This is a genomic window from Lactobacillus sp., from assembly GCF_051893255.1.
Classification (GTDB): domain Bacteria; phylum Bacillota; class Bacilli; order Lactobacillales; family Lactobacillaceae; genus Lactobacillus.
Genome location: NZ_JBJFHB010000002.1, coordinates 1 through 18,948 on the forward strand (window position 1 = coordinate 1; position 18,948 = coordinate 18,948).

Annotated in this window: 18 protein-coding genes; 5 read left to right on the plus strand and 13 right to left on the minus strand. The window is 50.8% G+C overall.

The window, feature by feature from the left end; all coding sequences use genetic code 11:
• Positions 1–286: 286 nt before the first annotated feature.
• The 4 genes from ACI4WN_RS00025 (at position 287) to ACI4WN_RS00040 (ending at position 6,528) form a co-directional block, all read left to right on the plus strand.
• Complete coding sequence (locus ACI4WN_RS00025; protein ID WP_439776431.1) at positions 287–955, plus strand: type II toxin-antitoxin system RelB/DinJ family antitoxin; 669 nt, start codon at positions 287–289, stop codon at positions 953–955.
• Between the two features lie 213 nt (positions 956–1,168).
• Positions 1,169–3,052 carry a type IV secretory system conjugative DNA transfer family protein gene (locus ACI4WN_RS00030; RefSeq protein WP_439776432.1) on the plus strand — a complete coding sequence of 628 codons (1,884 nt, stop codon included), beginning with the start codon at positions 1,169–1,171 and terminating at the stop codon, positions 3,050–3,052.
• A 151-nt stretch (positions 3,053–3,203) separates the two neighbouring features.
• Positions 3,204–4,916: an ABC transporter ATP-binding protein/permease gene (locus tag ACI4WN_RS00035; protein WP_439776433.1), complete on the plus strand. Its 1,713-nt coding sequence runs from the start codon at positions 3,204–3,206 to the stop codon at positions 4,914–4,916.
• A complete protein-coding gene (locus ACI4WN_RS00040; protein ID WP_439776434.1) occupies positions 4,903–6,528 on the plus strand; it encodes an amino acid ABC transporter ATP-binding/permease protein in 1,626 nt (541 codons plus the stop codon). Before ACI4WN_RS00035 ends, ACI4WN_RS00040 begins: the two co-directional genes overlap by 14 nt.
• A 60-nt stretch (positions 6,529–6,588) precedes the next feature.
• On the opposite strand, the gene sufB is transcribed toward ACI4WN_RS00040, so the two are convergent.
• Genes sufB through sufC form a run of 5 tightly spaced genes read right to left on the minus strand, consistent with a single transcriptional unit; the run spans position 6,589 to position 11,624 of the window.
• Positions 6,589–8,010, minus strand: a complete 1,422-nt coding sequence (sufB, locus tag ACI4WN_RS00045; RefSeq protein ID WP_439776435.1) for a Fe-S cluster assembly protein SufB — start codon at positions 8,008–8,010, stop codon at positions 6,589–6,591.
• A gap of 8 nt (positions 8,011–8,018) precedes the next feature.
• Positions 8,019–8,486: a Fe-S cluster assembly sulfur transfer protein SufU gene (gene sufU / locus ACI4WN_RS00050; RefSeq protein ID WP_154487221.1), complete on the minus strand. Its 468-nt coding sequence runs from the start codon at positions 8,484–8,486 to the stop codon at positions 8,019–8,021.
• Positions 8,473–9,696: a SufS family cysteine desulfurase gene (locus tag ACI4WN_RS00055; protein WP_439776436.1), complete on the minus strand. Its 1,224-nt coding sequence runs from the start codon at positions 9,694–9,696 to the stop codon at positions 8,473–8,475. The genes sufU and ACI4WN_RS00055 overlap by 14 nt, the downstream gene beginning before the upstream one ends.
• Positions 9,677–10,843 (minus strand): Fe-S cluster assembly protein SufD, encoded by a 1,167-nt coding sequence (gene sufD, locus ACI4WN_RS00060; protein ID WP_439776437.1) that lies wholly within the window; start codon positions 10,841–10,843, stop codon positions 9,677–9,679. The genes ACI4WN_RS00055 and sufD overlap by 20 nt, the downstream gene beginning before the upstream one ends.
• Before the next feature lies 1 nt (position 10,844).
• Positions 10,845–11,624: a Fe-S cluster assembly ATPase SufC gene (gene sufC / locus ACI4WN_RS00065; protein ID WP_439776438.1), complete on the minus strand. Its 780-nt coding sequence runs from the start codon at positions 11,622–11,624 to the stop codon at positions 10,845–10,847.
• A 165-nt stretch (positions 11,625–11,789) separates the two neighbouring features.
• Here sufC and ACI4WN_RS00070 point away from each other — a divergent pair, with 165 nt between their 5' ends.
• On the plus strand, positions 11,790–12,236 hold the full coding sequence (locus ACI4WN_RS00070; protein ID WP_439776439.1) for a GNAT family N-acetyltransferase: 447 nt from the start codon (positions 11,790–11,792) through the stop codon (positions 12,234–12,236).
• Between the two features lie 113 nt (positions 12,237–12,349).
• On the opposite strand, the gene ACI4WN_RS00075 is transcribed toward ACI4WN_RS00070, so the two are convergent.
• The 8 genes from ACI4WN_RS00075 to ACI4WN_RS00110 form a co-directional block, all read right to left on the minus strand.
• A complete protein-coding gene (locus ACI4WN_RS00075; protein WP_439776440.1) occupies positions 12,350–12,841 on the minus strand; it encodes a PTS sugar transporter subunit IIA in 492 nt (163 codons plus the stop codon).
• Positions 12,842–12,846: 5 nt separating this feature from the next.
• Positions 12,847–13,344 carry a hypothetical protein gene (locus ACI4WN_RS00080; protein WP_439776441.1) on the minus strand — a complete coding sequence of 166 codons (498 nt, stop codon included), beginning with the start codon at positions 13,342–13,344 and terminating at the stop codon, positions 12,847–12,849.
• Positions 13,344–14,126, minus strand: a complete 783-nt coding sequence (locus ACI4WN_RS00085) for a MurR/RpiR family transcriptional regulator (protein WP_439776442.1) — start codon at positions 14,124–14,126, stop codon at positions 13,344–13,346. Before ACI4WN_RS00085 ends, ACI4WN_RS00080 begins: the two co-directional genes overlap by 1 nt.
• 103 nt (positions 14,127–14,229) lie before the next feature.
• On the minus strand, positions 14,230–16,113 hold the full coding sequence (locus ACI4WN_RS00090; RefSeq protein WP_439776443.1) for an alpha-glucoside-specific PTS transporter subunit IIBC: 1,884 nt from the start codon (positions 16,111–16,113) through the stop codon (positions 14,230–14,232).
• Between the two features lie 80 nt (positions 16,114–16,193).
• On the minus strand, positions 16,194–17,528 hold the full coding sequence (locus ACI4WN_RS00095; RefSeq protein WP_439776444.1) for a 6-phospho-alpha-glucosidase: 1,335 nt from the start codon (positions 17,526–17,528) through the stop codon (positions 16,194–16,196).
• A gap of 235 nt (positions 17,529–17,763) precedes the next feature.
• The gene (locus ACI4WN_RS00100) at positions 17,764–17,931 is read right to left on the minus strand and encodes a hypothetical protein (RefSeq protein WP_439776445.1); all 168 of its coding nucleotides are present in this window, start codon (positions 17,929–17,931) and stop codon (positions 17,764–17,766) included.
• Between the two features lie 5 nt (positions 17,932–17,936).
• Positions 17,937–18,617, minus strand: coding sequence for an ABC transporter ATP-binding protein (locus ACI4WN_RS00105; RefSeq protein WP_439776446.1), 681 nt, complete (start codon positions 18,615–18,617; stop codon positions 17,937–17,939).
• A partial coding sequence (locus tag ACI4WN_RS00110; protein ID WP_439776447.1) for an FtsX-like permease family protein occupies positions 18,617–18,948 on the minus strand: 332 nt, incomplete at its 5' end. The genes ACI4WN_RS00105 and ACI4WN_RS00110, both read right to left, overlap by 1 nt.

An 18,948-nucleotide genomic window follows, 5' to 3' on the forward strand; every position in this document is an offset into this window, starting at 1 on the left:
ACAACAAATATTAGTATACTCGTTTAAATCAATTCGTCAAATCAGCCTTTTTGTCCGGAAATTCAAATGAACACGAGGGAACGTTGTTATAACTGCCTCTCCTTGATAAAGAACAATCGCTAATCGAATTCGCCCCTCCTGCCCAGGCGGCTAAAAGAATATTCGCTTTTTGCCCATTTTTTGCCCGAAAATTCAGCAAAATATTTTTTACTTTTTCCTAAATTCAGTTAAAATAGACATAGTAAAGCATTTTCTATACAACTACTTACTATAGGAGCGATGCCAAATGGTTCAAATGTCACAAATCAACTTTAAGATCCCAACCGATGAAAAAGACAAGGTCGTCGAAATTTTCAACTACTACGGGCTAGACCTGTCAACCGGGATCAAGATGTACTTAAAAGAAGTCGCCCACACCGGGACCATCCCTTTGAAGCTGACGCCGATGCGGACGGTCGCTGACGCCGACTTGTCCCCGCTTGCCCCGGCAGCGACTAATCTTGAAAAAGCCGACGACCCAGACTACTTTGCCGAAGTCTACACCGCCGGTGGGGGCCACAACAACGAAATCACCGATGATTCGCCTGCTGCTTGGGCCTACCTGATCCGGATCAATAGCGAAGATGCTTTTGACGGGAGCGGCGGCGTTCCCGGTGCCTCCAGCAATCAAATGGAAATCACCGCTTTTATGGAAGCTTTAAAAAAGCTCACCGAACTCGGCTATACCGATAAAAAGATCCACTTCCTGCTCAACTCCCAATACGTTATCCAATGCGTGCAAGGCAACTGGGCTCGCCGGTCCAACCTGGACCTTTGGCACGAGATCGACAAGTACCTGGCCAAGTTTACGGAATTCAATCCGACCAAAGACATCAAGTACACCCCAAATCACCAGGGCCTTTACGGCACCGACTACGTAAGACGGCTATACAAGGATTACATGAAACAAATGTAAAAAGAAGGATTCACCTGAATCCTTCTTTTTTTGCGTTTTTTGGCCAAAAAACTAAATCTAGTGCCCTCCCCCATCTGGGCTCTATATATAGCGCTTAACTATGAACATCTAGTTGATTGATGTTTTTCACTTTACCCGAGATGCTTTTGGTGCTATGATGGCTAGCGAAAGGACGGAAAAGCCGTCTGGAGAAATTTGGAAAGGATTTTTACTATGTCTACTCAAGATTTTAGCTACCACATCATCGGCAAAGACGCAGACGATTCCGCACACATGGGCTTTGGCGTTGCTCGCAAGCCAAAAGACGCTATCGACCCGGCCATTGCCAACCAGTACCTGAAGATCAATGACCAAAAGGGCAGCTTCCCTGGCTATGGCGGGTTGCCGGTTTGGTACCAGCCGGCCAACCTGGCGGCTAAAGAACTCTTGAGTCCTGACGCCAAAATCACGGCTGATACCCGAGAAATCCTGCAAAAAGTTGTCCACCAAGAAGAAAATAACGGCTACTACTACATCGACCAATCCACCGTCAACTCCATGATAGTCGGGGTTACCCGGTCCGGCAAGGGGCAAAAAATCATCCTGCCTCTTTTAAGCAACTTGGCCCGGGGCGAAAAAAAGCCGACCGTCATCATTCATGACCCTAAAGGCGAACTCTTGAGAGACAGCGGCAGCTTTTTTAAGGCTAATGGCTATAAAATTTACAACTTCAACCCCAGCGACTCCACTAGCAGCTCCCACTGGAATATTTTTGAAACGGCCTACCAAGCCATCGTTGCGGAAAACAAGGATTCCTTTGATGAGGCTGTAAAAGAAATGGTCGACATCTTTGTTCCAGAAGAAAGCATCGCCAATGAGAAATATTGGAATCTAGCTGCCAGAACTGCTTGCGAAGCCTTATTACGCTACTTCTTAATCACCAGCACCTACCAGACGGTAGAGGACTCTCCTTCTTGTTACCACTTGACTTTAGCCAAAAAGCCTCCCGTATACCGCGACTTCATCGCCTTTGTCACCGACTGCGTCACGCTCAGCAACAACCGGCAACTAGAAGTCGACGAAAAGCTCGAGCTTGCCTGCATGTTGAAACACTACGACGACGCTAGATCACTTAGCACCACTTACGATTATCAAGGCAAGATTGAGCCGATTCTAACCACGCCAGAAGCCTGTCTGCTCCTGTGCCAAGATAATGAGGAAAGTGGTCTTAATCCACGGTCAACTTTTTGGTATCAGCAAATCGCCTCGGCCCAGGAGCTCTGGATGAATACTTTGCCAAGTGCTGATAGAACGCGTTCCTGCATCTTGAGCTGCATGACTGGTCCCATGGGACAGCTGGAGTCAAGTAGCCTCTTTGAAATCACCAGCGATAACGAGATCAACTTCCCAGACCTGTTAAAAGAACCAAGCGTAGTCTACCTGCAAAGCTCGGTTCGGGCGCCGCAATTAAATGGCTTCTTAACCCTCTTTATCAACCGCTTCTACAACTACGTCTTTGACCAAGACCGCCAGACCCAGCAGCCAGGCGACCACCGCCGGGTCCACTTCGTGATTGACGAGCTGCCTTTGCTAAGCAAGATCCCCAACCTCAGCGGCAAACTAGCCAGCGGACTGGGCAGCCAGCTGCTGTTTGACCTGGCCATCCAAGACATCGACCAGCTAAAGAGCCGCTATGACCAAGAAGCCGACAGCATCTTGGCCAACTGCTCAAACCTGATGTTCATCGCTGGAGACGGCGCGACCATCGACTACCTGGTCAAGCGGTCGGCTGGGCTCTTAACCCAAGAAGACCTGACCTACAAGGCTGACAACACGGTCTACCTCTTCCGCTCCCTGGTTCCGCAAAAAATGCTGGGTTACAACCAGGCCAGCCTGCCGATCTGTTGCCAGACGATGCCCTTTTACTTCATGATTGCCAGCACCAAGCCTTTTACCCTGCCGAAAAAGGAGGAAAAAAAGCGCCCAACTTCCCTGGAATACCTGACGGACTATAAGGAAGAGAAGGAAGAGAAAAAGAAAATCACGGTCCGCATCCCCGGCAACCCCGTTGCTGACGACTCGCTCTATGATGTCACATCAGACGATCTGCCATTTTAAAACGTAACAAGCCTGAGTACCTTAGTACTCAGGCTTTTTTGCACTTATTACCCCAGTATTGCCAAATCCCCATATGCAATTTTTTACATAATTTCCTATAATGGACTTATTTCATCTAGTCACGATTATCAAGAAAGGAACTTTTTCAATCATGATCAAAAGCAGATTGCTGAAACAATTAGGCAAGTCTAGCTATTACGTCCTCTGGCAGATCCTGCTCAAGTGGACCGGCCTAATCGGCCAAATCTTCGTCATCTTCGCTGCCGCCCGCATGCTGACCAGCGGCCAGGCAAACTCTTTAATAAAGCTGATCGCCGGGATCGTCATCCAGGTGGTCAGCCTCGTCCTTTACAACCAGGCCAGCTTTTTAGCCAGCGCCCGGGTCAAGGAGGTCCTGCGGGAAAAAATCTATGCCAAGCTCCTGCGCCTGGGCAACCATAACCCGGTCACCCCAGCCGAATTGACCCAGCTGACCAGCGACGGGATCGAGTCCGTTGACTCTTACTTCAGCCGCTACCTCAGCCAGTTCGCCTACGCACTCTTAGCGCCGATCACCCTTTTTGCCATCTTGGTCAAGATTAGCGCGCCGGCCTCCATCACCCTGCTCTGCCTGGTGCCCCTGATCCCGATCGTGATCATGGTCGTTATGGTCATTGCCAAAAAGATCCTGAACCGCTACTTCGCCATCTACTATCATTTAGGCGATACCTTTTTGGAAAAAATGCAGGGCATGACCACCCTTAAGCTCTACCAGGCTGACCAAAAAGCCGAAGACGACCTGGCCCGAGAATCTGAGCACTTCCGCCAGATCACCATGAAAGTCCTAACCATGCAGCTCCTAAGCACCGTGATCATGGACCTAGTGGCTTACGGCGGGGCCAGTGCCGGCATCTTGGTCGCCTTGCGCGAACTAGCCTTAGGCCAAATCAGCAAAGAAGGCACCCTAATCATCATCTTCTTGTCCGCATCTTACTTTTTGCCCATGCGGCAGCTTGGGGCGTATTTCCACATCGGCATGAACGGGATGAAGGCCAGCGACCAGATCTTCGCCTTCTTGGACCTGCCCGAAGGCAAAAAGGGGCAGGAGCACTTGGGACAAGATCTAACCTTATCTGCCAAAAATCTAACTTTTGCCTACCAAGATTCAGGCAGTCCTGCTATTCAAGATTTATCCTTAACTTTGCCCCACCCCGGCTTTTACGCCCTGGCCGGCCGGTCGGGCTCAGGCAAGTCCACCCTGGCCCAGCTGCTGGCTAATCGCTTGCCCAGCAGCCAAGTCAAGCTCGGCGGCATCCCCTTGCCGGAAATTGACCCAAGTGACCTCACCGCCGCCATCACCAGTGTCAGCGAAAGCAGCTATCTCTTTGCCGGCAGCATCCGGGACAACCTGCTGGCTGCCAAAACGGCTAGCGACGACGAGCTGATCGATGTCTTAAGCCGGGTCCAGCTCTGGGACTTTTTGCAAAAAAAAGCCGGACTCGGCACGGTCTTGACGACTAACGCTGCCAACCTGTCAGGCGGGCAAAGGCAGCGCCTAGCCATCGCCCGGGCCTTGTTAAAAGACAGCCAGATCTACATCTTTGACGAGGCCACGTCCAATGTCGACCTGGAAACGGAGGCCGACATCATGGCCATTTTCCAAGAACTGGCCAAGACCAAAACCGTTATCTTGATCACCCACCGCCTGGCCAACGCTGCCTTGTGCGACCGCATCTTTTTCCTGGAAAAGGGGCAAATTACGGAAAGCGGCAGCCAGGAAGAGCTGATCCAAAAGGCCGGCGCCTACGCCCAGCTCTACCAGCAGCAAGCCGCGCTTGAAAGCTACGCCCAGTTAGGAGGCAAAAATGAAAATGAAAAAGACTAAAATCAATCCCCTCTTGCGCCTCTTAAAATTGGTCAAGCCCCTGTGGCCGGCCATGCTGGCCGCTATTTTCCTTGGCACCGCCGGCCACCTGGCCGCCAGCTTCGTCACCATTTCAGCCGTAATGGCTGCCGGAAAGCTTTTTGCCGGGCAAGCCGCTACTAGCCTATTAATCCTGGTCCTCATTTGCGGCCTCGCCCGCGGACCTCTCCACTACGGGGAGCACTACTTCAACCACCTGATCGCCTTTAAATTGCTGGCCCTCCTCCGGGTCAAGCTCTTCCATGCTTTGCGCCGGCTCAGCCCCGCCAAATTGAAAGGAAAAAATAAGGGGGAGCTGCTGGCCCTGATCACCGGCGACATCGAGCTCTTAGAAATCTTTTACGCCCACACCATTTCCCCTGTCGCCATCGCCAGCCTCTACACCCTCTGCATGGTCTGCTTTATCGGCCACTATTCCTGGCTGCTCGCCTTCTGGGCCCTAGCCTTTTACCTGATCGTGGGCCTGGTCATCCCGGCGGTCAACGCCCGCTTGACTAGCCTGCCCGGCCAAGCCATCCGGGAAAAAATTTCCCGCCTCAGCGGCTTTGTCTTAGACTCCATCAAGGGGAGCGAGGAAATCCGGCAATTTGGCCAAGGGCAAAAGCGCCTAGAAAACTTGCAAAAAGCCGATCAGGAATTAACCAAGGCCCAGCAGCGCCTGGCTGCTTTAGGCAACTGGCAGCAAGCCGCCACGACCTTGGCCATCCAGATCGCAAGTGCCAGCATGCTGGTCTTGAGCCTGCTCCTTAGAAAACATGGCATGACCCTGGCCGGCAGTCTAACGGTGACAGCCACCATGATGTCCTCTTTTGGCCCAGTCGTTGCCTTAAGCGCCTTGTCAACCAGCCTGGCTCAAACCGCCGCCAGTGCCCAGCGGGTGCTGGACATCTTAGACGAAGAACCAGTTGTTAGCGAAAACGAGTCTGGGGAAGAACCCACTTTTAGCCAAGCCGACCTCCAAAAAGTCACCTTTACCTACCCCGATGGGGACCAGCCAGTCTTAAAGGATTTTTCACTTCACATCCCCAAGGGAAAAATCATCGGCATCCATGCCCCCAGCGGCAGCGGCAAGTCGACCATCTTGAAACTTCTCGCCCGCTTTTACGATGCCAGTGAAGGACAAGTTTCAATCTCAAATACCGATATCAAGAAAATCAAAACCTCAGCCCTAAGGCAGCTGGAAAGCTATGTCCCCCAAGATACCTGGCTGGCCAGTGAGACGATCGAAGCCAATATCAAGCTGGGCCAAGCAGCCACTAGAGCCGAAGTCATTCAAGCCGCCAAAAAGGCCAGCCTGCACGACTTTATCATGACTTTGCCAGAAGGCTACGACACCAAGCTTGGCGAAGGGCAGCAGCTGTCTGCTGGGCAAAGGCAGCGGCTAGGAATCGCCCGGGCCTTTTTGCATGACGGCGACCTCTTCTTGCTGGACGAGATCACGGCCAACCTGGATGCCTTAAACGAAGGGATCATCCTCAAGGCCTTGAAAGAAGAAAGCCAGGACAAGACCATCGTCATCGTTTCTCACCGCTTGTCCACCCTGGCCATCGCCGACCAAATCATTACTTTGTAAAAAAAACATCAATTAAAGCAAATAAAAACGTCTGGAAATCATCCAGACGTTTTCTTTTTCCTAGCCAATCGAACCTACCATCTGATACTTGATCAGGCGGTTCAATTCAACGGCATATTCCATCGGCAATTCCTTGGTAAAAGGCTCCAAAAAGCCCATGACGATCATTTCGGTCGCCTTGGCTTCCGAGATCCCCCGGCTCATCAGGTAGTAGAGCTGCTCTTCAGAAATCTTGGATACCTTGGCCTCGTGCTCCATAGAGACGTTGCCGTTTAAGACTTCATTGTAGGGGATGGTGTTGCTGGCCGACTGGTCATCCATGATGATCGTGTCGCACTCAACGTGGGCTAAAGAGCCATCGCTGTCCGGGTTAAAGCGGACTTGCCCCCGGTAGTCCACCCGGCCGCCGTCTTTACATAAGGACTTAGACACGATAGAGCTGGTGGTATAAGGGGCATTGTGGACCATCCGGGCGCCAGTGTCGGAGTCGATGCCGCGACCCTTAGTATCGCAGCCGGCAAAGGCAATCGACAGCATGGTGCCCCGCGCTCTTTGCCCATTCAAATAAACGCTCGGGTACTTCATGGTGACTTTGGACCCCAGGTTGCCGTCCACCCATTCCATGGTCGCATTCTCTAGAGCCTGGGCCCGTTTGGTTTCCAGGCTGTAGACATTGTCTGACCAGTTTTGGATGGTAGTGTAGCGGCAATAGGCATCCTTTAAGACGTTGACTTCAACGACCGCGGCGTGCAGGCTGTCGGCTGAATAGTTAGGGGCCGTGCATCCCTCCACGTAGTTGACGCTCCCGCCCTCATCGACGATGATCAGGGTCCGCTCAAACTGGCCGCTGCCCCCGGCATTGATCCGGAAGTAGCTCTGAATCGGGACTTTCGCTTGAACGCCTTTTGGCACGTAAATAAAAGTCCCGCCCGACCAAACGGCCGAGTTTAAGGCCGCCATCTTGTTGTCGTCTGGCTTGACCAGCTTGCCAAAATACTTTTTGACCAAATCTGGCACCACTTGGACGGCGGCGTCGGTCGACATGAACAAGACGCCCTGCCGGGCCAGGTCTTCTTTAATTTTTTCATAGACGACCTCTGACTCATACTGGGCCGATGACCCAGCCAGGTACTGGCGCTCTGCCTGAGGGACGCCCAATTTTTCAAAGGTCTCCTTGATCTGGTCTGGCACCTCGCTCCAGTCGCGTACGGCCTTTTTGGCATCCCGGCGGAAGTAGTTGAGGTGGTCAAAGTCGATCTTGGTCAGATCCGGGCCAAAAGTGGGCAGGGGCAATTTCAGATAGGTCTGATAGGCCTGCAAGCGAAAGTCCAGCATCCAGTCTGGCTCATTTTTCGCTGCGGAAATCTGCCGGACGACCTCTTCGCTCAGGCCCTCGCCGGTCGTATAGATCGGGTCGATGTCGTCTTTAAAGCCGTATTCGTATTCATGGTCCAGGGACCGTAAGGTTTCATCTTTTTCCATTTTATCTGTCACTTGCCTTCTTGCTTCCTTTCAATCGCCTCAGCAACCGCCTGCCAGGGCAGGGCCGCGCACTTGATCCGGGCCGGAAACTGGCTGACGCCGGCCAAGAGGGTGGCGTCGCCTAGTTTCTTTTTATTATCTGCTGCCAAGTCCTGCCCTTCCAGCATTTGGTAAAAAGTCTCCTTCATCTTCATCACGTCGCTCAGCTTTTTCCCTAAGACCTGCTCGGTCATGATGGCACTCGAAGCCTGAAAAATGGTGCAGCCGCTGGCCAGGCAGGCGATGTGGTCGATTTTGGTCGTTTCGCTAACCTTGTCATCCATAAATTTCACCTGCAAGGTCACCTGGTCCCCGCAGCTGTGGTTGACCAGGCGGACTTCCTGGTCAAAAAGTTCCAGTGGCTGCGCGTACTTGGGGTGGGACGCGTAATCCAGCAGGATGGTCCGGTACAGCTGACTTAATTTATCTAAGCCCATGGAAAAACTCCTTTGCCTGCTTAACGCCTGCAATCAAGGCACTGACGTCTTCTTCATTATTGTAAAAAGCCAAGCTGGCCCGCACCGTTCCTGGAACCTGCAAAAAGTCCATCATGGGCTGGGCGCAGTGCTGACCGGCCCGGACGGCTATGCCTTGAGCGTCCAGCGCCGTCGCTAGGTCATGGGGATGGATGCCTTCCAGGTTAAAGGAAACGATCCCGCCGCCTTGCCCATACACCGTCACGCCGGAGATTGCCCGCAAGCCGGCAGCTGCTGCTTTTCCTAGCTCAGCTTCTCTAGCCGCAATCCGGTCCAAGCCAATCTCAGTCAAATAGTCAATAGCCGTGCCTAAAGAAATAGCGCCCGACACATTCTGACTGCCGGCTTCAAACTTGTAGGGCGCTTTTTTATAAGTCGCACTCATTAGGCCCACTTCTTCGATCATTTCCCCGCCAAAAAAGAGGGGACGGGTGGCTTCCAGCAATTTTTTCTTGCCATACAAGACCCCAATTCCAGTTTGACTCAGCATTTTGTGGCCGGAAAAAGCGTAAAAATCGGCATCCAGCTTTTGCACGTTGACAGGCAGATGGCCTGCGGCCTGGGCCCCGTCGATGACGGCAACCCCGCCAGCTTGGTGGACCAGGTTGACTAATTCTGCAACCGGCTGGGCCGTCCCCAAGACATTGGTCACCTGGGCGATGGCTAAGATTTTGGTCTTTTTGCCAATGATTTGCTCTTTTTTTACCCTTTTAATATCTACTTTGCCTGTCAAATCAAGCGGCAAGTAGACCAGCTTGGCACCTGTCATCTTCGCCGCTTCCTGCCAAGGAACCAGGTTGCTGTGGTGGTCGGCAGCCGTCACGGCGATTTCGTCCCCTGGCTGCAACACCTGCAAGCCATAGCCAAAGGCCGCCAGGTTCAGACTAGCAGTCGCCCCGGCTGTAAAGACGATATCGCTCCGGTCAGCTCCGATAAACTTAGCCACCTTCTCCCGGGCCCCTTCATAGAGGTCCGTCGCCCTTTGCGACAGTTCATAGGTCCCCCGGTAGATATTGGCATTGTCTTTTTGGTAAAAAGCTGCTATCGCATCAAGCACCACTTGCGGCTTTTGGCTGGTGGCGGCGTTGTCCAGGTAAACCAAAGGCTGGCCATTCATCGCATTTTTTAAAATGGGAAAATCTTCCCGAATCTCAGTCCAGCTCCTGCCCATCGATTAGCTTCCTTTCTACCATGGCAAAGAGGTCCTGGCGGACCGCCTCGTCTGGAATCTTGGTCAAAACCGGCCCCAAAAAGCTCCGAATAACTAAGCGTTCGGCTACAGGCTTGGCGATCCCTCGGCTCATCAGGTAGTAGAGCTGCTGCTCATCGACCCGGCCAACGCTGGCGGCGTGCCCGGCAAAGACGTCGTTGTCGTCGATCAGCAAGATGGGATTGGCATCGCCGCGCGCCTTTCTTGACAGCATCAAGACCCGGTTCTCCTGCTGGGCATTGGCGCCTTTAGCGCCCTTCATGACGTGGCCGATCCCGTTAAAGACCAGCTTGGACTTTTGCAAAATGACCCCGTGCTGGAGGATGCGGCCGTCAGACTTTTTCCCATAATTGTTGACCACCGTATTGAGGCCCTGGACCTGGTCCCCGATGGTAATGGCAATAACGTTCATCTGGGTCTTGGCTCCTTGCCCGTAAAGATTCGAGTCATAGTCGCCCAAAATCTTCCCGTCGCTCAGCATCCCCATGGCCCAGTCAACTTGGGCATCGCGGCCCACCCAGGCAACTCGCTTGAGGTAAGCCGTAGTCTTAGGCCCCAGCCGGTCAATGCCAGCATATTTGACTTTGGCCCCGGCCAAGGCGCAGACTTCTACGACTAAACTTGCCAGGGACTCTTCATTTCCTTGACTTTCCACCTTTTCCAGATAGGAAAATTCCGAATTTTCGCCAGCCACGATCAAGACGTGCTGGACGTAGTCCTGCTTTTTCTCAGCCTTTTGGCAAAAAGTTACCGCAATGGGCGTAGACAAAACCGTCTTTGGCGGAACGTAGATGAAAAGCCCCTGCTCCATCTGGGCTACATGCTCAGCCACCAGGCGGTTTTCGTCAATGGGAACGGCTTTGCCAAAATACTTTTGAACTAAGTCGCCATATTTTTCCAAAGCCTCATCCCAAGGACAAATGATAATGCCTTTTTCCTTAGCTTCTGGGTTTTCTTGAACCACAAAGTTGGGCTCAGTCTGGATGGGCCGCTTTAAGTCCACCTGCCAGCCGCGGTAATCCACCTTGGCAAAGTCAGGGTAAGGCAGGTGCTCAGCACCAGCTTTGGCTTGTTCCTGCAGGTCCTCAAACCACTCTTTTGCACTCATCTTAAACACCCTCATCCGTCAGTTCAATGTCTAAGCCTAGTTCGTCGCGGAGCTTGGTGTAGCCTTCTTTTTCTAATCGCTTGGCCAAATCCGGCCCGCCTTCTGCCACAACGCGCCCGCCCATCATGACGTGGACCTTGTCGGGGATAACGTAGTCAAGCAGGCGCTGGTAGTGGGTGATCATCAGGGTGCCAAAGTCCGGCCCCCGCAATTCATTGACCCCTTTAGACACCACCTTCAAGGCGTCGATGTCCAGGCCAGAGTCGATTTCGTCCAAGATGGCAAACTTGGGCTTGATCATCATCATCTGCAGGATTTCGTTTCGCTTCTTTTCCCCGCCGGAGAAGCCGTGGTTTAAGTAGCGCTGGGCCATTTCCGGCTTCATGTCCAAGAATGCCATTTTTTCATAAAGCTCTGGCAAAAATTCTCTGACTGAAATGGGGTCATTCTCCGGCCGTCTAGCGTTCAAGGCCCCGCGGATAAATTCGGCATTGGTCACGCCCGGGATTTCCGCCGGGTACTGCATGGCTAAAAAGAGCCCCGCCCGGGCCCGCTCGTCAACCGGCAGACCTAGCAGCTCTTGCCCGTCTAACTTAACACTGCCCTGGGTCACCTTGTAAGCCGGGTTGCCCATAATCGATTCAGACAGAGTCGACTTCCCGGTGCCATTTGGCCCCATGATGGCGTGAATTTCGCCGGTTTTCAGGGTCAGATTGACCCCTTTTAAAATTTCCTTGCCTGCAATCTCCACATGCAAGTCGCTGATTGTCAGTTCTGACATTAAAAGAATCGTCCCTTCTCAAAATCTAGTATCGTCAACTCTTCCATCATACTACAGCTAGTATTTTTATCAGGACAAAGTTGAAAAATTGCAAAAAACTTTTCTTTAAAAAGAGCTAGGATTCTTGCTACAATAGGTCAAAAAGCAAATGGAGGATTTGCAAAAATGGAAAAAATTCAAGTCAAGCCTTTTAGTCAGCTAAGCGGCCGGGAAGTCTTCTGCCTCTCCCGGATCCGGGACGAAGTCTTTGTGGCCGAACAGGGAATCACCGTGCCTGAGCTCGACGACCAAGACCTCACCGCCTACCATGTCTACCTGCTAAACGAGCAAGAAACCGACGCCTTAGCCGCTGCCCGCTTTTTTGAAGATCAGGGCAACTACTATATCGGCCGAGTGGCCGTCCAAAAAGCTGCCCGCCGCCAGGGCCTGGCCAGCCAGCTCCTTTCGGCAATTGAAAGCTACGTCTTAGACCAGCAGCTCACGGGCTCCCTCTACCTTCATGCCCAGGTCAGCGCCAAGCAGCTTTACCTCAAAAATAGCTATGAAGAAGTCGGCCCCGTTTTTGAGGAGGCCGGTATCCCCCACCAGCTCATGCAGAAAAACTTGCACTAAAAAAAGCTGCCCTGGTGGCATTCCAGGACAGCAAAGCGATTCTTTGTTAGTAAAGAAAGTTATTTAGAGGAGTAAAGTAAAAATATTTAGGAAAAAATCAACTATTCGCGTTATTAGTTGAAAATAATTTCTTGTGCGTCATCACCTGCCTTAACTGGCTTAGGATCAACATCCTTGACTTCTTTCAAGAGGTCCATGTTGGTGTAAACCACCATGACCGTGTCGTCTAAGCCGCTATCCGTAATCTTCTTTAAGTCCATGTCGGCTAATTTTTGCCCGGCCTTGACGCTGTCGCCTTGGGCAACCTGAACGTCAAAGGGCTCGCCCTTCAGTTCCACCGTGTCCAGGCCCAAGTGGATCAAGACTTCCAGCCCTTCTGGGGTCTTGACGCCAATGGCGTGCTTGGTTGGGAACAAGGTTGAAATCGTGCCGGAAATTGGCGATACGACTTCACCTTCGCTTGGCTTGACAGCAAAGCCGTCGCCCAGCATCTTTTGGGAGAAGACATCGTCATTGACTTCAGCTAAGGGAATCAAGTCCCCGGTTACTGGCGACACGACCTTGGTGCCTTCACTCTTTTTAGCTTTTTTGAAAAAATTAAACATCGATTTCAACCTTTCACTGCTTTAATGGCAAAAAGCACATAGAAAGCAAAACATACAACAAATAGTCCGGCGATCAGGTAGGTCAAAGACAGCAGCTGACTTGGCTGCACCTTGCTGTCTTCTGGCAAGTCTCTGCCCTGTCTCAAGCCAAAGATGGCAAAGAAGAGGCAGACCCAATTGCCCACGATCAGCTGCGTCCACAGCTGCATCTTCATAAATTTGGAGAACTGCTTGCGGCTGGCTAAAAGCGCCCCGCCGTCAATCCAGCACATGTAGCCGAGCAAGAAGTCGCCGGCAGCCACGATCAAGGAGACCGTCAGTGACGGACTGGCCGCCACGTAGTCGGTAATCATCTTTCTAGCTGCGCTGGCTCTTAGCTGAATCAAGAGGATGTACAAAAGCGGCGCAAAGAAGAGGATTGCCGTATAGATTCTCATGATTCTCTTGGGAGTCAGCCGTGCTGACTTAGCAAAACGATCGATCCACATAGTTTTTTCCTGCATTATAGAGCCTCTCTTTCAAGCCATTCACAATAGCCATTGATTAACATGTCAATCAAGACATAGGCGGGACTGAAGCCCCACTTCTTGTAGTCTGCCTTTTCGCTATACAGGCTGGGCTGGAAGTAGAGGCTGAAGTCTGACAAGCTGGACAAGCGACTTTCCTTGATGGTCGTCAGCGACGTAATCGTCAATTTATCGTTGACTAAGCGCAGCTGCTCTAATTGATTGCAAAGCTCTTCGTTTTCACCAGAATAAGAGATGACAAAGAGCTGGTCGTGGTCTTTAACCCAGTTGTGGAAGACCTGGAGCTCGCTAATTGCCGATGGCATAATCGTTGACGGCTTGCCCGCGTCTACCAGGAGCTGGCTAGACAAGTAATTGGCAATAGACGTCTGCTGCCAGCCAGTTGTATAGATGTAGACGTTGTCAGTTTCGTGCAGCTGTTGATAAAAGCGATCAAAATCGAGCGTTCTAAAGTAGCTCAGTTCAGCGCGCAGGTTCTTGACTAAGCGCTCAGTGAAACTTTCCTGCTGCTTGACCATGTGCTGCTCTCCTTTGGAATAAGCGGCCAGTTCAAATTTGAGCTCGCTATAGCCGCTTAAGCCGATTTTCTTGCAAAGGCGAAAAATTGCTGATTCGGAAGCGTAGAGCCTGCTGGCCAATTTCGCCAGGCTCAGCTCGCTGCACTCAGCAGCATGATTGAGCAAGTAATTTAGAATTTTCTTGTCAGAATCATTGAGATTGCTTGAATGATCAACAATTTTTGCCTTTAAGCCAGCCATAAAAATCCTCCCTGGTAACCAATGCATTCGTTTTCATTCAATTAACAGAATAACACTTTTATGGATTGACTTGCATCATTTAAGCTTTTTTGTTAAAAAGCTGTTACATAATTTCTTTCATTTTTTCAACGACGCGTTCAGCTTCCAGACCAACCACGATGTCGATCTCACCATCGTCTCGTCTTTCAACGGCGCTAGCCCCGAATTGCTTGAACTGCGCGTCTTCGCCGACCTTCTTGGTGTCAAAGACATGGACTCTGACCCGGGTTGAGCAAGAGGTCAATTCCTTAATGTTGCTCTTGCCGCCTAAGAGGTCTAAGTAGCCAGTTGCCTTTTCTTCATCTGGGTCGGCCTCAGTCTTGGCAACGCTGTTACCGCTATCAGCGATAATGCTTTCAATTCTTTCCAAAACTTGGGCAACATCCAAACCAACGATAACTTGAATGGCTTGACCGTGACGGACAACGCCGACTGCTTGGTTCTTTCTGAAGGCTGCGTCAGCCCCGACCTTGTCTGGATCCTTAACCGTGATCCGCAGACGAGTTGCGCAGGAAGTGATTTCTGAAATGTTTTCAGGACCACCCAGTAAAGTGGTGTAGGCCGTAGCTCTAGCAATGTATGGGTCGCTGGAGTTTTCGCCAGCTGCTTGGGCAGCTTGTTCAGCGGCCTTAGCTTCCTTGTATTGTTTCTTGTTCATGAGCTTAACTTCTTGGTCATCAGCTTCCCGGCCTGGGGTGATGTAGTTAAACTTCACGATCATGAAGCGGAAGACGAAGTAGATAATTGCCGCGTAGATCAAGCCGATGATGAACTGAGCAACGTAAGCGTGCCAGTGGTTGGCCCAAAGCGGCAGCCAGTTCATGGAGGCAATCCCGATCGCCCCGTCAGTCATTTGACCAGAGACGCCGAAGATGTACATGGTCGTGTTCATGGTTGCGGCCAGGACTGAGTAGACAATCCACAAAACTGGCGCAGCAAAGAGGTAAGTAAAGTCAACAGGTTCGGTAATCCCGGCTAAGAATGAAGTCAAAGCAGCTGGCAAGAGCAAGGCTGAAGTCTGCTTCTTCTTGTTCTTCTTAGCAGTGTGGTAAAAGGCCAAGCAGATGGCTGGTACCAGGAAGACTTTTTCATTCCCGTAAAGCATGAAGCCCATGTTTGGTGCCAAGACCTTCAAGGACTTGGTGCTTGCAGCAAATTCAGACAGGTGCTTGAGCCACCATGGCTGCAAACCGCCAGCGACAACGGCTGGACCGTATTGGAATGGGATGTAAACCAGGTGGTGCAGGCCAGTTGGGATGAGGACCCGGTTCAAGAAGTTGAAGATCCAGATCCCGATCAAGCCACTAGAAGCCATGAATTCTTGCAAAGCAGTGATGCCCAGTTGGACCTTTGGCCAAACCAAGCAGGTCAAGAAGGCCATTGGGAACATGGCCACAAAGCCTAAGATGACAACGAAGGCTGAGCCTTGGAAGGTCCCCAAGAAGTCAGGCAATTTCTTGTCAAAGTAGCGGTTGTGCAACCAAACCACGATCCCAGCGATGATCAAAGAGCCAACGATACTGGTGTCCAGGGTCTTGATCCCGCCAATCATGGTCAAGCCTTGGTTGGTGGAGTTGGCCACGATTTGGGTGTTGGCAAAGTCCTTAATCCCAAAGAACTTGCCCCAGTGGGTTAAAAAGCCACCAATAAAGTAGTTGTAGGTCCAGTAGGTAACGATGGATTCCATCGCTGCCCGCCCTTGAGCCTTTTTGGCTAGACCGATTGGCAAGCCGACCACAAAGAGGATGTCGACTTGGTTGAAGACGGTCCAGCCACCTTGCTGGATGGTGTCCCACAGGCCGTACCAGAAGGTGTTGGGGTTAGCCAGCGAGCCAAAGATTAACGAGTTGTTCAAAAGGCTCGTGGTGGCAACCACGATACCTGCAAATGAGAAAAGCAGGACAGGTACGAACATCGCTGCCCCGAATTTCTGCAGTTTCTGCATCATAAGCTTTTCCTCCCTTTAAAAAGCTTCTCGAGTGAGTTCTTTTTTCTATTTTCTATCGATTCTTTTTTATTTCATTCAGCCTATTTGAGGTCAGGCCAATATGGCTTGTTGACGACCATCATGTCGTCCAAGACCTTCTTGGCGACTGTAGCATCTGGCACCGTCTTGTTTAAGGCAAAGGCCTGCAGCATCTTGATGTAGGACTTTTGCTCATAAGCATCAACGACCAATTTTTCACAGGTGACTTGTTCCATCATCAAACCCAGTTGGAAGCGGCCGGCTTCACCCACGCAGATTGGCTGCACGCCGTCGGCCCCAAAGAGGCATGGAACTTCGACGATGGCATCGTCTGGGAAGTTGCAGATGGCACCATTGTTTGGAATGTTGGCTAGGTACTTCTCATGGGTGTTGAAGGCAATAGCGTGGCAGATGTCGATGATGTAGTTGGAGTGAACAGCGCTTTCCCAAAGGTTGCCCTTGGCCGTTCCTTCCTTGACGATCCGGGCACATTCGCCAAAAACAATCTTTTGCCGGTATTCCAGGATTTCATCGGTTCTGGTGTAGTGCGGGTTGGCATTTTTCACTTCGTATTGTGGGAAGTAGTAGTACTGCATGTAGTTGTTTGGCAAGGTGGTTGGGTCTAAGGCATAGCAGTCCTTAACCTTCTTGAAGGTTGCAACCCAGCTGGCTTCGGTATCCTTGTCAAAGTCCCCGCCAACATAGTAGCCGTTCTTCTTGGTGTATTCCTTCAGCATTGGCATCAGGTCTTCACCGGTCTTCTTGTTGGTAACGCTCTTCCACCAGCCAAAGTGGTTTAAGCCGTAGTAGGTGAAGTCCAGGTCCTTGAAGCTCTTTAAACCGGCAATGGCCGCCATCCGACCCATGTCATCGATTGGCATGTCGCAGATGTTGACGATCTTGGCATGTGGACGGAAGCGCCGGCAGGCTTCAGAAACGATGGCAATCGTGTTGGAATAGTTGACCATCCAAGCATTTGGAGAGTACTTTTCCATAAAGTCGATAATTTCAATGATTGCAGGGATGGACCGCAGGCCGTAAGCCATGCCTCCGGGACCGGTCGTTTCTTGACCGTTGACGCCGTATTTAAGTGGAATCTTTTCATCCTGGCTGCGCATCTCATACTTGCCCACCCGGATGGAGCCTAAGACGAAGTCCACGTCGGTAAAGGCTTCTTCTGGGTCAGTGGTGTACTCAAATTCAACGCCTGGCGCCTTTTCCTTAACGATAATGGCGCAGGCATCCCCGATCTTCTTTTGTCTTTCGGCGTCAATGTCGTACAGCTTCAGTTTTCTCAAGGGAAGCTTGTCTTGGTTGGCGCAAAGGCTGATTACGAAGCCTGGGGTGAAGGTGCTGCCGCCGCCCGCAATAACAACTGAAAATTTCTTATCTGACATAACTCAATTGCTCCTTACAAAAGAATTGTTTTATCACATTTTCGTGAGCTAGCTTACATTGTTTATTATGTCACGATTTCAGAAAATATGAAGCGGTTACACAAACTGAGGACTTTATTTCAGAGTTAAGAAATGTATTTCACTTTGGCGAAAAATATTTCAGCGAAGATATTAAAAAAGCTGTTCCAATCACGGAACAGCTTTGATTTTCATTATCTAATTTTATTTAGTGGCTTTAAAGGTTGAGACCGTTTGGCAAAGCCAAGGCAATGGCGAAAGCTACTAAAAGCACGCCGATAATGCCGAACGTCCACTTTTGCCCCTTGGACAAATCTTTTTTAAAAGCCAAGATAACCAAGGCTAAGCCAACAATCCCTGATACTAGCATTAACAAAAAGCCCATTTGTTTTATTCCTCCGTTTGGTAAACGCGGCCTTCTTTCAGCCGTAAAATTTGTTCATGTTCTTTGGCTACGCGCATATCGTGCGTAACCGTTAAAATCGTTTTACCTTCTTGGTGCAAGTCATGCAAGAGGTCAACGATAATCTTAGCATTTTCTTCATCTAAAGACCCAGTCGGCTCATCAGCCAAGATCAACTGGGGATCATTGATTAAGGCCCGAATTGCAGTTACCCGCTGCTTTTGCCCGCCAGACAGGGTATTAGGCCGCATGTCCAATAAATCACTGACGCCCAATTTTTCTGCTAGACGGTTTAGGCGATCCAGATAGTAATCCTTGCTCTGCCTTTTTTCTTTAGCCAAATAGACTACTGGCAGCAAGATATTGTCCTTAACCGACATCTTCTGAATCAGCAAGGGTTCTTGCAAGATAAAACCAATCTGCTGATTACGAACCTGGGCCATTTGAGCCTGACTGAGCCGACTCACCTGCTGGCCAGCTACTTCCACATCGCCTTGATAGTCGGTATCCAGCAAGCCAATCACGTTTAGTAAAGTCGTCTTCCCTTCACCGGATGCCCCGATTAAGGCGGTCATTGAGCCAGCTTCAAGTTCTAAGTTCAACCCAGAAAAGACTTTCCGCCCTTGCTTGAACTTCTTTTCAAGATTAACAATTTTTACTGCATCCATTATTCCTCCCCCATTCTAAAGGCCAATGACTGCTTGTTGAAGCGGCTGGTAACCAAAATAACCGCAAAAACCGTGATCACCAGCATCAAGGCAAAGATGCTGACTAAGCTAGTGGCTTCAGCCTTAGGCAAAAGGCCACTCAGGACAATCTGGGAACTGCTGCCCACTGCACTTTGCGCCAGAGTCTTGGTGTAAGTTACCGCATAAATGGCGACCGGGATTACGGCCACTAGGCTGATTAAAACCTGGTAGATTATTGCTGCGATTAACATGTTTTTAGGAAGCAAACCCAAAGAGATTCTCAGGGCAATCTCGCTTTGCTCTTCTTTTA